The organism is Bacillus sp. FJAT-27445, from assembly GCF_001510665.1.
Taxonomy (GTDB): Bacteria; Bacillota; Bacilli; order Bacillales; family Cytobacillaceae; genus Bacillus_D.
This window is the reverse complement of record NZ_LMTI01000001.1, coordinates 246,000-261,194: the sequence shown is the minus strand read 5'-3', so window position 1 is coordinate 261,194 and position 15,195 is coordinate 246,000. Positions and strand designations below refer to the sequence as shown.

The window sequence follows — 15,195 nt, the reverse complement described above, 5'->3', positions numbered from 1 at the left end:
AATGCCAGGGGATGTTTTTTCGATTACATAACGCGTTTGAACATTTTCTCCATTTCGTATGAAGAGAAATGGACGATGATTGGCCGCCCGTGTGGACAGGTAAACGGATCGGATGCCCGTCTCAGCTCGTCCAGAAGAGCCTGAATTTCATCGTTCCGCAAGTGGCGGTTGGCTTTAATTGAGCCTTTGCAGCTCATCATGATTGCCGCTTCCTCGCGAAGTTTTTTGATATCGACTTTTTTCATTGAAAGGAGCTGTTCAATCATCTCTTCAATGACGTCCTTTTCTTCACCGGGCGGAAGCCATTGCGGATGGGATCGGGCAATGAAGCTATTCGGGCCGAAATCCTCCAAGAATACGCCAACTTTTTCAAGCTCGCCTTTATATTCATTGATCTTCACACACTCATCCGTCGAATATTCAAATGTTAACGGGACGAGCATATCCTGAAGCTCACTTTCCACCTGGCCGACTTTTTCCCGGAAAAACTCATACTTGATCCGTTCCTGGGCCGCATGCTGGTCGATTATATAAAGCCCATTCTCGTTCTGCGCAAGGATATATGTTCCGTGCATTTGGCCGATTGGGTACATGCGCGGGACCCTTTCGACAGGGACCTCGGAATAAAAATCCTCCGTTTGAGCCTCAGTTGGCAAGGGCTGCCGGCTTCCTTCCTCGGCTCTGGGCAAAATCATTTCCTTTACCTGGTTTGGCAAATCCGTCCAAGAAGTATCTGAATTTACCGTACGTCGAGGTGGATACAATGCTGATTTCTGTCCGGATGGCGATGCAGCATTTCCCGAGTTGAAATTTATCCCTTGCCCATCAAAATCTGATGCCTGAGGTGCTGCTTCAGGATCTGAGGATGGTGCCTTGTTCAAAGAGCTGTCAAACGCTCCTGTTGTCGATTCCCTCGTTTCAACGGTTTTTTCCTTTTCGACATTGTCGAGTTCAAGGAAGATTTGCTCCGATTTTGGCTTTTCGCTCCGGTCTGGCTTAAAGCCGGACGGGATGAGCTGTTTGGCCTTAAAAGCAGCCGAGATGGTGCTATGGACAAGCTCGAACAGTTCCGCCTCCTTGCTGATCCTAACCTCCATTTTAGAAGGATGGACGTTGACATCGACAAGGATTGGATCCATTTCTATGTTCAGGAGCACAATCGGGTAGCGGCCAATCGGCAGCAGTGTATGATAGCCCTCCTTTACCGCTTTTGCCAGCCCGTAATTTCGGATGAAACGGCCATTGATCATCGTCGAAATATAATTCCGGGATGCCCTTGTTACCTCCGGAAGAGAAGCAAATCCCGTTATCCGGTAATCAAGCGACCGGCCTTCAATTGGCACGAGCATCTTTGCAATCCCCATGCCGTATATGGCAGCAAGCACCTGGCGCACATCGCCATTCCCATTTGTGTGAAGCAGTTTTTTCCCATTGTGGACAAGCCGGAATGACACTTCTGGATGGGATAACGCGAGCCTGTTGACCAAATCGGTGATATTGCCGAGCTCGGTGTGGATGGTCTTTACGTACTTCAGGCGTGCTGGCGTGTTGAAAAACAAGTCCGTGACAATGATATCGGTCCCGCGCCTGCTTGAAGCTTTTTCGAACGCGGTTTCCCGCCCTCCTTCAATCACAATCCTCGTTCCTGCGGAATCACCGGTCGATGTTTTCATTTCTAGCCGCGATACCGACGCGATACTCGGGAGCGCTTCCCCGCGGAAACCTAGCGTCCGAATGCGGAACAGATCCGTTTCATCCTTGATTTTACTCGTGGCATGGCGGTTAAAGGCCTTTGAGACGTCTTCCTCCTCAATGCCTTCCCCATTATCGGTAATGCGGATTTTCGCAAGCCCGGCTTCTTCGACCTTGATTTCAATATTGGTGCTGCCGGCATCAAGGGCATTCTCTACCAGTTCCTTAACAACGGAAGCAGGGCGCTCAACAACCTCGCCCGCGGCAATCTTATTTGATAAAGCGTCATCAAGCTGAATAATTTTGCCCATGGCTTCACCCCCGGCTAGTTTTTAATCTTTTTCTGAAGCTCATACAGGACATTCATCGCCTGCAGCGGCGTCAGATTTAAAATATCCATGTCGCGAATCTTCTCCACGACCTTCTTTTCCTTCGCGCCAAGCTCCTGTTTCTTCACCTGGACTGGTTCATCAAAAAACGATAGCTGTGAGGCCTGTGGCGAAGGAGGCGGAGCTTCTTTAACGGCTTCATTCCCATCCGGCGTTACCGGAACAGGTTTTTCCACCCTCGCCTCCTCTAATGAGGAAAGGATTTCATCCGCCCGCTTAATCAATTCCTTCGGGAGGCCGGCAAGCTCGGCAACATGGATCCCGTAGCTCTTATCGGCTGGCCCTTCCTTAATCTTATGGAGGAACACAACCCTGCCATTATGCTCGATCGCGCTAACATGGACGTTATTGAGTTTTTCAAGCTCGTCCTCGAGAATCGTTAGCTCATGATAGTGGGTAGAAAATAACGTTTTTGCCCCTATTCGGTTATGGACATGCTCGATAATTGCCTGGGCTAGCGCCATACCGTCATAGGTGGACGTTCCGCGCCCGATTTCATCGAACAGGATCAAGCTGTCCTGGGTCGCGTTCGCGATTGCATTTTTCGCTTCAAGCATCTCGACCATGAATGTGCTCTGTCCGGAAACAAGATCGTCAGCAGCCCCAATCCTTGTAAAGACCTGGTCAAAAATAGGTAGAACTGCTTTTGACGCCGGGACATAACAGCCAATCTGCGCGAGAATCGCCGTTAAGGCCACCTGGCGCATGTACGTGCTTTTACCAGACATATTCGGACCCGTAATGAGGAGAATTTCCCGTTCCCCTGACATTTTGCAGTCGTTCGGGACATATTCCTGTGAATCGAGCACTTTTTCAACGACCGGATGCCTTCCCTCTTCAATTGCAATTTCCCTACTGTCCGAAAACTCCGGCTTTACATATTTCCGCTCCTCGCTTACTTCAGCAAAGCTTAGCAGCACATCGATTTCGCTGACTGTTTTCGCCAAAGCCTGAAGCCGTGGAATATGCTCCTTCACCTGATCACGGATTTCACAGAAAAGCTCATACTCAAGCTCGCCGCATTTCTCCTCCGCTTCAAGGATCAGCGCTTCCTTTTCCTTCAGCGCCGGAGTGATGAACCGCTCCGCATTGGCGAGTGTCTGCTTGCGTTCATATAGGCCTTCCTCAAGGTGCTGGAGATTTGACCGGGTTACTTCAATGTAATAGCCGAACACCCGGTTATAGCCAATTTTCAGCGATTTTATCCCTGTCTTTTCGCGCTCATCCCGTTCAAGCTGCGCAATCCAAGTCTTCCCGTTCCGGCTCGCATCCCGGTATTGGTCAAGCTGCTCATTGAAACCATCCTTGATAATATTCCCATCCTTAATCGACAGCGGCGGATTATCCACAATCGCCTGTTCAAGAATGTCAACGATATCCTCGCAATGGTCCAGGCTTCCTGCCAATGCCTCTGTCTCCTGCCCGGAAATCCGGCTGAGGATGTCATGCAGATATGGGATTTGCTGAAGGGACCGAAGCAGCTGCTTCAGGTCGCGTGCATTCACGTTGCCGAATGCGACCCGTCCAGCAAGCCTTTCAAGGTCGTAAACCTCTTTCAGCCGCTCCTGCAATTCCTTCCTCTCAAAATAGGCTTCTATAAAATTGCCAGTCAGTGAAAGCCGCCTCTCAATTTCCTGCCTGTCAATCCTTGGCCTGTCCACCCATTGCTTCAGCAGCCTTCCCCCCATCGCGGTTTTCGTTTCATCGAGGAGCCAGAGCAGCGAACCCTTCTTCCCCTTTGTACGGATCGTTTCAGTCAGCTCAAGATTGTGTTTTGAAAAATAATCAATCTTCATGAACTGGTGAACCTGATAGGTTGTCACCGGCTGCAGGTGATCAAGGCTCCGTTTTTGCGTACGGTGCAAGTAATTGAACAGCCTTGCCGCCGCAATCTTGAATTTCTCCTGGTTCAAATCCTTTGTCAATCCTGCAAAAGACTCCGCCACTTCTGTCTGTTCTTCATACGAAATCGCCAGGACATTCCGTTCGCGCATTTTCTTTTGCAGCTTTTCATCCAGCTGTTCCGAAATGACAACCTCTTTTGCCCCGAGGACGGAAATCTCATTTAAGACCTCATCCTCTTTCGCTGGCAGGAGAGTCACCTTATTTTCGCCAGTCGACAAATCCGTATAAGCAAACCCGTATGTACCGTCTGAAAATTGGGTTATCGTTGCAAGGTAATTATTTTCTTTTTCATGTAGGCTCCGGCCTTCCATGACCGTACCGGGAGTAATAAGCTGGATAACCTCCCTGCGGACGACCCCCTTCGCTTGCTTGGGATCCTCAGTCTGTTCGCATATAGCGACTTTATAGCCTTTTTCTATCAATCGTTCAATATATCCCTGTGCCGAGTGGTAAGGGACTCCGCACATCGGGATCCGGTCCTCTGTACCGCCTTCCCTGCTTGTCAATGTGATTTCAAGCTCCTGGGAGGCATTCAGCGCATCCTCAAAAAACATCTCATAAAAATCGCCTAGGCGGAAAAATAAAAAGGCATCCTGGTACTCTGCCTTGATTTTCAAATATTGCTGTATCATCGGCGTGTAAGTTGCCATCGTATCCTCCAAGATTCGCATTCTAGTTTCGGCTCCCAATTCGGGTTCCTTCGACATTCTATTATAGCATATTTTCTCCTATCTGCTTTCCGATGGCAACGCTAATTTATAGACGCAAAAGGGTGAATCGCGGCTTTCCGTGACAAATCCCTTGAAAAAATGGAAAATTGTTTATAATTCAGAAAAACGGGGAAACAAGTGGATAAAACACTACAACATCTGCGATACACGACTAGCATGCCTGAATATGGGAGGGTAGGTATGAAGTATTCTGATGTAAAAGTTATCTATTTGCTGGAAAATCGTTTTATACCCGGGCAGCCATCGAGACCGGTCCTCTATTATCCGGGTGCGCTGAAGGATGCAACGCAAGGCAGTGAAAAAGAATTGATCGACAAATGGAAGAACGGTGTATCCGGATACTGTCGCACCCACCGCTCCAGCCATGAAGTACTCGGCGTCATCCAGGGGAGCGCAGCCTTGGAGATAGGAAGGGAACGGAAAGTCCATCTGGAAGTGAAGCCCGGAGACCTTATTGTTTTTCCAACCGGAACCGAAAAGAGGCCTGTAGCGGTAAGCTCGGATTTCATGGCGGCTGGATACACATCTGAAGAAGACAGCGAAGAGGATCGTTTTTATTCAGAAATCCCGTTTTACAATAACCAGGAAGCACAATATTATCAATTATCCTTCAACTTTTAGAAAAGGAAATAGAAAAAGCAGCTCGCCAAGCCGGCGGCTGCTTTTTGTTCTTAGCAATCATTCTGAAAAATATTCCTCGAACTTGTCTTTATCCGTCAATTCTTTGTTCTCGTAGTAAGGGTTATCCTCGGTTGGGTTATCCGGATCCAAATTTGTTTTGATGACGAGGAACGGCCCTTTCGCCCTTTCAGCAATCACTCTGTCTTCAAGCTCCTTGAAATCTGGCATATTATCGTTCCCGGGTTTATTTGGTTCGGTCATTGGAGCACCTCCTTCACCTATTTTTCCAATTAACCACCCGGTTATGCGTAGTCCTACGGCCACTTCCAAACAATTTGTGAATTATTGAGCAAAGAGAGGAAACATTTGCGAATACAGATTACAATAAAAGAAAGGAGCTGATCCCGGTGTCAATGCTAACCAATTGGCTTGAAAGCCTTGCGAGCGAAATCGAAACAACAACTAGTTGCTTACATGCCCAAAGCCCGAAAAGCAGCTGCAGCAGGTGTGTTTCAGCCTGCCCGGAAAACGCCATTACCATTGCAGAAGCCGGGGTAAAAATCGATCACGCCCTTTGTACTAAATGCGCTGAATGTATTCCGGTATGCCCCGTCCAAGCAATCCACGGCAGATCACCGGAAAGGAAGGTCATAAAGGACCTGCTGCTAGTTGATGAAGGAATTTTCCCCGGAGTTGAGGAACTTCTTTATTTTTATAAAAAAGGGGCCAAGAGGCTCTTCTTTGGATTAAATTGTGAAGATATGCCTGATTCCTTGAATATGGCCAATTGTATCCTTGGAGATTTAGGGTTAACTCCTTTTACCGTTGTTGCGGCCCTACCGGAAAAAGAATATGGGACGGAATATTCAAGGCGTGATTTTTTTAATAAAGCATTGCTTGAAAGCAGGAAGCTTGCTGCAAAAACCCTATCACCCGCAAAGTGGCGGTTCAATCATCATGAATTTGACATGGCAGGCATGTTCCCCGAATTCGCCTTGTACGAGGCTGACTTGGAGAGAAACAAGTGCACCCTGTGTGAAGGTTGCTTCAAGATGTGCAAACAGCAGGTGTATACGATTCATGATGGTGTTCTAGAAATCAACCACGGCAATTGCAATGGATGCGGGCTTTGCGTGGATTTATGCGATGTGGAGGCGGTCCAGATAAACTTAAAGGCACACCTGGTATTGCGGGAAGAAGTTACGCTGAGCCAGAATCTCTGCGGTGATTGCGGCACTGCATATTTTACATGGGAACAAAGTGATACAGCGGTCTCAGCCTGTCCATCCTGTGAAAGCAGGAAATCGCTGGGGTACCTAAGCCCTTTTAACTCCTAAAGACCGATGCATCCACTTTTCACGACACAATCGGTCTTTAGAAACGAATCCCCCTAAAAGAAGAAAACTAGGAAGAAAATCCTCCTAGTTTATGTTTATTCTTCCTCCGAGCCGACAAGGAAGTCGGGGTTGATTTCTTCAAACTCCCCTTCATCCAGGCATTCTTCCCATTCATCATCGCTTCCGCAGCCGTGTGGATTGATGGCCACACAGACTTTTGTCTCCCCTATTACCTCGACGGAAAACTCCCTCTCCACGTGGACGATGATTTTGTTCCCATTCGGCGAAATGACCGCCTCGCAGCAATTCGGCTGCTGAAGGACTTTCGCGATGATGCCATCGTCATCCTGGCAATCTTTATCCCTGTATTTCAGCTTGATTACATCCGTATAACGGACTCGTTCAGTGACAACTTCTGTTTTTGTATTATCATTGAACGAGTACCAAACGTTGATGTCATAGGAGCCATGGATTTCTACTGTTTTGCCGGCCTTTTTCGCTTCGTATTTATGGTTGATAATCCAGCAGCCAAGTATGCTGGATGGATTATGCGCCGGACAGATCGTGTGCTGGGACTGTGTAAACTTGTGCCCCTTTGCGACGACTGCTTTTGTAATTATCTCTCTGAAATCTCCCATTCGAGCAAACCCTCCTCATTCAGTTTCACTTCATCCTATGCGTTTGTACAGACTTGGGTGCACTAAATTTACAATGCATCGGATAAATGTATAGGCATGCTTCATTATATGCGCAGAGAATTTATAGGTTCCTGCCCGGTGGGAAACGGAGGAGTTATTGGCGGAAAAAATTTCCCGGCAATTGATCAACGGGTCTGTGACATCCTTTATGAGTTTTGGCGGATCAATGTCAATTATCCGGGTTTGAGTGACTTCCTTTTCGGCTTTTAGCAGATCAATGTCACTTATCCGGGTTTGAGTGACTTCCTTTTCCGTTTTTGGCCGGACAATGTCATTCACCCGCTTTTACGTGACAACTAATCCTCATCAAGGCCAATTGCTGTCACTAAAGCAAGAGGATTTTTCACAAAAAAAAACAGGCCCGAAATTGGGCCTGCAAGGAATTAATTGTGGTCGTGGTCATGATCGCAGCCGGCGCCAGTTTTGACCGCCGCGCCAGTTTCACCGCGAAGGACATCGCCGCCTGTTGATTCGATTACATTATCAGTTACTGTATTGGAAATTGTGTTTGCAATCATTTGAAGCAGTTCATTGACTTCAATCTGGGATTGCTTGAAATCCTGGACAACAGGAATGTCATCAAGCTCCTGTTCAATTGAAGCGATTTTTTCTTCAACTTTTCTTAGAGCTTCAGGCTTACCATAATGCTGGAGATTGACTGCCTGCTTTTGGAGGCCCTTAATGTCGGAAATTAGCGTGCTCACTTTCGGGTTTCCATGAATTTGGGCTTCCGCTCTCTTAAAGAAGTCAACTTCCTCTGTTTCAGCTATCATGCTGGCAAGCTCTTTCGCGCGTGCAATGATATCCTCTTTCGAATACTTCGCCATTTAATTCACCTCTGCCAATGATGCAGCCTCTTCGGCTGATTCTACCATTTCCCCGTTCAAGGACCATGTTCTTGCTTCTTTGATTTTAACCTTCACGATTTTGCCAATTGCGGTCTTAGGCGCTTTAAAATTGACCAGCTTGCTCGTATCGGTATAACCGGCAAGAACATCCGGATGTTTCTTGCTTTCCCCTTCAACAAGAACTTCGACAATTTGATTTTCATAGGTTTTCATAGCTTTTGCCGAAAGCTCGTTTACAAGGGCATTCAATCGCTGGAGACGCTCTTTCTTCACAGCCATCGGGACATTGTCCTGCATTTTAGCGGCAGGCGTCCCTTCCCGTGGTGAGTAAATGAAGGTATAGGCCAGTTCATAGCCCACTTCCTCATAAAGGGTCATCGTTTCTTCAAATTGCTCATCCGTTTCATTTGGATAGCCGACAATGATGTCAGTCGTCAAGGCGACGTTCGGGATTGCAGCCTTGATTTTGCGGATAAGCTCAAGGTATTCTTCCCGTGTATATTTTCGACCCATAATTTTCAGTACTTCCGTTGACCCTGACTGGACAGGAAGATGGATATGCGGCATTAGGTTCCCGCCCTTGGCAAGCACTTCAATGAGGCGGTCGTCAAAATCCCAAGGGTGGCTCGTTGTAAAACGGACACGAGGGATGCCGATTTTACGCATATCATCCAGAAGGTCACCAAGCCCATATTGAATATCTTCTATATCTTTTCCATACGAATTCACGTTCTGGCCAAGCAAAGTAACTTCCTGGTAGCCTTCAGCAGCCAGTTGGCGGACTTCTTGGATTATATCTTCAGGCCTGCGGCTCCGTTCTTTTCCACGAGTGAATGGAACAATACAATACGTACAGAATTTATCACAGCCGTACATAATATTGACCCATGCCTTAATGTTTCCGCGGCGAACTTTAGGGAGGTTTTCTATAACGTCGCCTTCTTTTGACCATACTTCCACTACCATTTCCTTCGACATATACGCATCGCTAAGGATGTTTGGCAGCCTATGGATGTTATGAGTTCCGAAAATCATATCAACATGATGATACGTCTTCAAAATTTTGTTGACGACGGATTCTTCCTGGGACATGCAGCCGCAGACCCCAATGAGCAGGTCAGGACGCTCCTTTTTCAAGCCCTTCAAGTGGCCGAGTTCGCCAAACACCTTGTTCTCCGCATTTTCACGGATTGCACATGTGTTCAGGAGAATGACATCCGCATCATCGGTCCTGTCAGTAGGTTCATAGCCAAGCGCCATGAAAATACCAGCCATTACCTCGGTATCGTGCTCATTCATTTGGCAGCCATACGTACGGATGTAGAATTTGCGCCCATCTCCCATCCCCCTGAATTCCTCGGAAATCGAAAAATCATCATGGTACTTTACTTCTTCCTTGCCTCGCATTTTCGCGTCTTTCAGGGAAGGCGCCACAAACACGGTTTCAAAATACTTGCTGTAATCCTTCGCGGATTTTTTGTCCGTTGAATTATCAGCTTTAGCCTGGCTGGACTCTAAACGCTGGTTTTCGTTCAATGGTATTGCTCCTTTCCTGCTGTTTTTCTATTAGAAATAAATACTATATATAATTGTACACATTATAATAGTATAAAGGGTAGAGAGGGCGAAAACAATAGGAACTTCCCCTTCCCTGTTCCATATACCGCCTGGAAAACCGTGCGGTAAAAAGAAAGCACCCCAAGTGGTCATTGGGGTGCTTTGTAATTCCAAAAGGGTGGTTAAATGAATTCAGCGACAAGCTTGTCAAAATGCGCCTGGTCAAGGTTCAGGTCTGCAGAAGACAGCGGAGTTTCAGAGTAGCCTTTAATTAGCTCCTGATAAGAAGGGCGCTCCGTGTTCTGGTAAATAAGGCCTGTCAGAAGTCCGTCATGCTTCATGAGCGTCTGCATGGCAAGCTCGCGGTTATGCGGGTCATAGCCTTCAATGTCGCTCAGCTTCGTTAGGTTTTCCTTGAACCAGTCATACGTGTTCACTTTGTTATAAGTAACACATGGGCTGAAAACGTTGATCAGGGAAAATCCTTTATGGTTGATGCCCGCTTCAATCAGGGCAGTAAGATCCTTCAAGTCGGTTGAAAAGCTTTGGGCAACGAAAGTAGCGCCAGCTGACAACGCCATTTCCATTGGGGCGATTGCCTGCTCAATCGAACCCATAGGCGTCGATTTTGTTTTAAAGCCGGCGGCAGACCTTGGCGAGGTTTGCCCTTTCGTCAACCCGTAAATCTGGTTGTCCATAACAATGTACGTAATGTCGATGTTGCGTCGGATCGCATGGATGGTATGCCCCATCCCGATAGCGAAGCCGTCTCCGTCCCCGCCGGAAGCAAGGACAGTCAAATCACGGTTTGCCATTTTAACTCCCTGTGCAATTGGCAGTGAACGGCCATGGATTCCATGGAAACCATAGGAATTTATATAACCGGAGATTCGGCCTGAACAGCCGATCCCAGAAATGACGGCAAGTTGTTCCGGCTCCAGGCCAACGTTAGCAGCTGCGCGCTGGATGGCAGCCTGCACGGAAAAGTCCCCGCATCCTGGGCACCAGTTCGGTTTAACATTATTGCGGAATTCCTTAAATGTTGCCATTTAGAACAACTCCTTGCTTTTTGTGTAAATTTCATTAGGAAGGAATGGGTTTCCGTCATATTTCAAAAGCTTGAACATCTTTTCGGCATGTCCCACATTCATCTTCATAATATTTGCCAGCTGCCCGGTTGCGTTGTTCTCGACTACCATTACCCTTTTTGCAGAACGCACGAGCGGCAGTAATTCAGCCGCTGGGAACGGATGAACCAGGCGGATGTGTGCATGATTCACTTTATGGCCGTCCGCTGAAAGGCGTCCGATCGCCTCTTCAATCGCTCCTCTTGTCGAGTTAAAGCCGACAATAAGAAGGTCAGCTTCCTCATGTGGAGCATTCGTGTGCACAGGCGTATTGAATCGGATGTTTTCGACTTTCCTGAAACGCTTATCCATTTGCGCAATCCGGTTTGTGGCTGATTCGGACGGTTTGCCTGTCTCGTCGTGTTCAACCCCAGTTACGTGGTGAATCCCATTTTTCATGCCTGGGATAACCCTAGGAGATACGCCGTCCTCTGTTACCTCGTAACGCTTGAAGTAACCTTTATTATCAATTTCCGGAAGTTCGCCTGTCTGTAGCTTGCCGCGGCGGATTTCCACATTGCTGAAGTCAAGCGGCTCCACAGTCTGCTTGCCTAGGGAAAGCTGCAGATCTGAAAGGATAATGACTGGGCACTGGTATTCTTCCGCAAGGTTAAGTGCTTCGGCAGTATCGTAAAAAGCTTCCTGTACTGTGCTAGGCGCAATAACAATTTTAGGAATTTCACCGTGAGTCCCATAAATCATTTGCATTAAGTCGGATTGCTCCTGCTTGGTCGGAAGTCCTGTTGACGGACCGCCACGCTGTGTATCGACAATGACGATCGGTGTTTCGGTAATGCCCGCAAGTCCGATTGCTTCCATCTTAAGCGAAAGCCCAGGGCCAGCGGAAGCGGTAATTGCGCGGACACCGGCATAGTTCGCACCGATTGCCATCGTAGCCGCGGCAATTTCGTCTTCTGTCTGAATAACTGTTCCGCCTAGTGGAGGCAGTTTTTTGATTAGGTATTCCATGATTTCGGATGCCGGTGTTATTGGGTAGGCAGCCATGAAGCGGCAGCCTCCTGCAAGCGCTCCCAATGCAATCGCATCGTTCCCAATCATGAACAATCTTTTCTGGCCATCCGCCTTTTCAAGCTGCATGGTCCTGATTCCCGCAAGCTGTTCAATCATGAAATCACGGCCGGCTTTGATAGCTTCCATGTTTTTCGCAACAACCTGGTCGCCTTTGCGGCCGAAGATTTCGCGGACAACTTCTTCAAATACTAAAATATCAAGATCCAGGACTGCCGTAGTCGCACCAATGGCCACCATGTTTTTCATAAGCGAAGTTCCCAGCTCAGTGGCAATATCAGTAAATGGAACCGAATACATTGCGGCCTGTGTATCCTCAGGCTTTTTAGGGCTGAACTTGGCGTCGGCAAGTATAACCCCCTTGCTGTGAAGCTCCTTGTAGTTCAGGTCGATCGTTTCCTGGTCAAAAGCTACCAGAATATCAAGATCATCCGAAATGGAACGAACTTGAGTCGTGCTTACCCGAATTTTATTGTTTGTGTGTCCGCCTTTAATTCTAGAAGAAAAGTGGCGGTATCCATACAGATAATAACCCAGGCGATTCAATGCAATCGAAAATATCTCTCCCGTACTTTCAATACCTTCCCCTTGTTGCCCTCCAACTTTCCAGGAAAGTTGATTGATCATGCTTTACACCCCTTTGGATATGTAAAAGAATAATAGTATTGACTTTCTACTAAAAGTGTAGCACTTTTCCAAATAAACAACTAGGAATACGCTTGAATCCCAAGGATGGCAAGCACTTAGGAATTTATCTGGATGGGTACTAAACGCTATCAATTCTAGACCTATGTCGACAAAAATGCAACCCTTTGCGGCCCTTTCCTGTCGAAAAATTTAATATATTTTTAATACAATGATATATATCTCTCAAACGTTCTCGGGTAGCGGAGAATTCATGTCTATCAGCAAAAGAAAGGCTTTTTATACAGTAAGCCTCTTTTCCATATTTTCAAATAAAAACTTTTCTACTTGTATTTCAGAATAATGTTTTTGTAGCTCATTCACTAAATTGGAATAGTCATATATGGAGGCTAGCTTGTTGACCGTCTTTTCAATTCCGTCAAAATCGGAACCGAAACCGACATGGTCCTCCCCGCCCAAAGAACAAACATGGTCAAGATGGGCAAGAATATCGCTGATGCCTGCCTCCCCTGACTGTGTTAAAAAATAAGGGACAAAGGTAAGGCCCATTACGCTATCCCTGCGAATCAGCGCCCTAATCTGGTCATCCTTCAAATTTCTGGGATGGCGGCAAAGCGTATAGGAATTGGAATGGGAAGCCATAGGGTAATCGGACAGCTCAATTACATCCCAAAAACCTCTTTCGGATAAATGAGAAACATCGCACCATGTTTTCGTTTCATTCAGCAGCTCGACAACCTCCCTGCCAAATGGCGTCAGGCCTCTCCCACTTTGTTCTTTCGCTCCATCGGCAACCGCATTGGCCCAGTTCCAGGTAAGGCCGACGGATGATACGCCGTATCCCAGCAGAGTTTTCAATTTTTCGATGTCACTGCCAATCGCGTCACAGCCTTCCAGGGTAAGCATCGCGCCGATTTCATTTTCCTTTAAGCGGACGATTTCTTCTTTGCTCCTGACATGGACAACGCCCTCATTCTCGTTAACGACTTTTTCATGGAAAATTTTCGCCATTTGCTCGGCTGCATCAAACAAATGCTCAGGACCGATTTCAGTCGGTACGTATATGGCAAAGCATTGTACTTTGATACCAGAGCTCTTCATTCCGTTCAAACTCGCCTGAAGCTTCGGGGAATTAGTGAATTGGATTTCTTTGTCCTCATACAGTTTTAAAAGGACATCACAGTGGCCATCAAATATATTCATTACCGTTCCATCTCCTTGATTCGGGTTTTGTTTCTCATCCTCTATTATTGCATGAAAAAACCTGCTTGGTATATATTCAAGCAGGTTCTAACGTTATTTAGGTTCTTTTCCCTAGAAAAAGTGAAGCGGCATTCTTCTCTCCAGCAGGGCGGCAAAACACTGTCTTATCTTGGTTCGACTATCAGCTTGATTGCTGTCCGCTCTTCCCCATCAATCAGGATGTCGGTAAATGCAGGGATGCAAATTAAATCCACTCCGCTAGGCGCCACGAACCCTCTTGCAATCGCTACTGCTTTTACAGCCTGGTTCAATGCACCTGCACCAATCGCCTGGATTTCCGCTCCGCCTCTTTCACGCAGGACCCCGGCAAGCGCACCAGCTACAGAATTAGGATTAGATTTTGCTGAAACTTTTAATATTTCCATTCCTAGCTCCTCCTCATATAATCCCGATCCCGCATGAGCAGCTCATGGACAAGTCAGGTATATATCATTCCATTGATACTATATTCATGGCCAATGGGACATATTCCGTGTTGGAGGATATTTCGCTAGTTCACACTTTCCTGTCGGGTGCATTGCGGACATGTCTTAATTAGCTGTAAAAAGGATGGTCGTCGTTGATTAAAATTCGCTCAATCTTTTTTGCCTTTCCCGTTTTTCGGTCAAGCTCAATTGAGACAGCCGACAATTGGGAGCGCCCTTCCTTCGGGATTTCGAACCGGACCGGCATGGAAGTAAGGAAACGTTTTAGAACAGCATCCCTTTCAACACCCAAGATGCCGTCATACGGTCCTGTCATTCCTACATCCGTAATAAAAGCTGTCCCACCAGGCAATATACGATTATCGGCTGTCTGTACATGTGTATGGGTACCGACCACTGCGGAAACCCTCCCATCGAGGTACCAGCCCATCGCTTGCTTTTCGCTCGTTGCCTCCGCATGGAAATCAACAAAAATGAACGGCGTCCTTTTGCCCGCTTCTTCCACAAGCTCGTCCGCTTTTCTAAATGGGCAGTCGATTGGCGGCAAAAAAGTCCGGCCTTGCAGATTAATGATTGCAGCTTCCAAATCATTTATTTTCACATAGGTAATCCCTTTTCCGGGTGTCCCTTCTGGAAAATTTGCCGGACGCACCATATTTTTTGCCCGTTCAATAAAGTCGAGAATGTCCCGGTTGTCCCACGCATGATTCCCAAGGGTAACAGCCTGGGCACCAGCCTCAAGGAATCCTTTGTAGATTTGTTCCGTGATTCCCTTGCCTCCCGCGGCGTTTTCACCATTTACGACTGTCAGATGCGGCCTGTATTTTTCTTTGATTTTCGGGAGGTATTCTTTTACCATATCCCGGCCTGGGGAACCTACTACATCACCGATAAATAAGATATTCATGGTACTCTCCAATGCTATTTA

The 15,195-nt window shown here is 47.1% G+C and carries 13 protein-coding genes; 2 read left to right on the top strand and 11 right to left on the bottom strand.

Annotation, left to right across the window (positions count from 1 at the left end; translation table 11 throughout):
- Window positions 1-23: 23 nt before the first annotated feature.
- The gene (mutL, locus tag AR337_RS01260) at window positions 24-2,003 is read right to left on the bottom strand and encodes a DNA mismatch repair endonuclease MutL (protein WP_059170194.1); all 1,980 of its coding nucleotides are present in this window, start codon (window positions 2,001-2,003) and stop codon (window positions 24-26) included.
- Between the two features lie 14 nt (window positions 2,004-2,017).
- Window positions 2,018-4,636 carry a DNA mismatch repair protein MutS gene (mutS, locus tag AR337_RS01255; RefSeq protein WP_059170193.1) on the bottom strand — a complete coding sequence of 873 codons (2,619 nt, stop codon included), beginning with the start codon at window positions 4,634-4,636 and terminating at the stop codon, window positions 2,018-2,020.
- A 261-nt stretch (window positions 4,637-4,897) separates the two neighbouring features.
- On the opposite strand from mutS, the gene AR337_RS01250 reads away from it, so the two are divergent.
- The gene (locus tag AR337_RS01250; protein ID WP_059170192.1) at window positions 4,898-5,338 is read left to right on the top strand and encodes a cupin domain-containing protein; all 441 of its coding nucleotides are present in this window, start codon (window positions 4,898-4,900) and stop codon (window positions 5,336-5,338) included.
- A 57-nt stretch (window positions 5,339-5,395) separates the two neighbouring features.
- Here AR337_RS01250 and AR337_RS01245 read toward each other — a convergent pair whose 3' ends face one another.
- Complete coding sequence (locus AR337_RS01245; RefSeq protein WP_059170191.1) at window positions 5,396-5,599, bottom strand: hypothetical protein; 204 nt, start codon at window positions 5,597-5,599, stop codon at window positions 5,396-5,398.
- A gap of 152 nt (window positions 5,600-5,751) precedes the next feature.
- On the opposite strand from AR337_RS01245, the gene AR337_RS01240 reads away from it, so the two are divergent.
- Window positions 5,752-6,675: a 4Fe-4S dicluster domain-containing protein gene (locus AR337_RS01240; protein WP_253701477.1), complete on the top strand. Its 924-nt coding sequence runs from the start codon at window positions 5,752-5,754 to the stop codon at window positions 6,673-6,675.
- Between the two features lie 95 nt (window positions 6,676-6,770).
- Here the strand turns inward: AR337_RS01240 and AR337_RS01235 are convergent, their stop codons facing one another.
- From AR337_RS01235 to AR337_RS01195, 8 genes are all read right to left on the bottom strand, one after another.
- On the bottom strand, window positions 6,771-7,313 hold the full coding sequence (locus AR337_RS01235) for an outer spore coat protein CotE (RefSeq protein ID WP_059170189.1): 543 nt from the start codon (window positions 7,311-7,313) through the stop codon (window positions 6,771-6,773).
- A gap of 443 nt (window positions 7,314-7,756) precedes the next feature.
- The gene (locus AR337_RS01225; RefSeq protein WP_059170187.1) at window positions 7,757-8,200 is read right to left on the bottom strand and encodes a RicAFT regulatory complex protein RicA family protein; all 444 of its coding nucleotides are present in this window, start codon (window positions 8,198-8,200) and stop codon (window positions 7,757-7,759) included.
- Window positions 8,201-9,757: a tRNA (N6-isopentenyl adenosine(37)-C2)-methylthiotransferase MiaB gene (miaB, locus tag AR337_RS01220; protein ID WP_059170186.1), complete on the bottom strand. Its 1,557-nt coding sequence runs from the start codon at window positions 9,755-9,757 to the stop codon at window positions 8,201-8,203.
- A 203-nt stretch (window positions 9,758-9,960) separates the two neighbouring features.
- Window positions 9,961-10,827, bottom strand: coding sequence for a 2-oxoacid:ferredoxin oxidoreductase subunit beta (locus tag AR337_RS01215; RefSeq protein ID WP_059170185.1), 867 nt, complete (start codon window positions 10,825-10,827; stop codon window positions 9,961-9,963).
- Window positions 10,828-12,561, bottom strand: a complete 1,734-nt coding sequence (locus tag AR337_RS01210; RefSeq protein ID WP_059170184.1) for a 2-oxoacid:acceptor oxidoreductase subunit alpha — start codon at window positions 12,559-12,561, stop codon at window positions 10,828-10,830.
- Window positions 12,562-12,858: 297 nt separating this feature from the next.
- Window positions 12,859-13,782 carry a dipeptidase gene (locus AR337_RS01205; RefSeq protein WP_059170183.1) on the bottom strand — a complete coding sequence of 308 codons (924 nt, stop codon included), beginning with the start codon at window positions 13,780-13,782 and terminating at the stop codon, window positions 12,859-12,861.
- Between the two features lie 164 nt (window positions 13,783-13,946).
- Window positions 13,947-14,207 (bottom strand): stage V sporulation protein SpoVS, encoded by a 261-nt coding sequence (spoVS, locus tag AR337_RS01200; protein ID WP_010193268.1) that lies wholly within the window; start codon window positions 14,205-14,207, stop codon window positions 13,947-13,949.
- 169 nt (window positions 14,208-14,376) lie between these two features.
- Complete coding sequence (locus AR337_RS01195) at window positions 14,377-15,174, bottom strand: TIGR00282 family metallophosphoesterase (protein ID WP_059170182.1); 798 nt, start codon at window positions 15,172-15,174, stop codon at window positions 14,377-14,379.
- Between the last annotated feature and the right edge of the window lie 21 nt (window positions 15,175-15,195).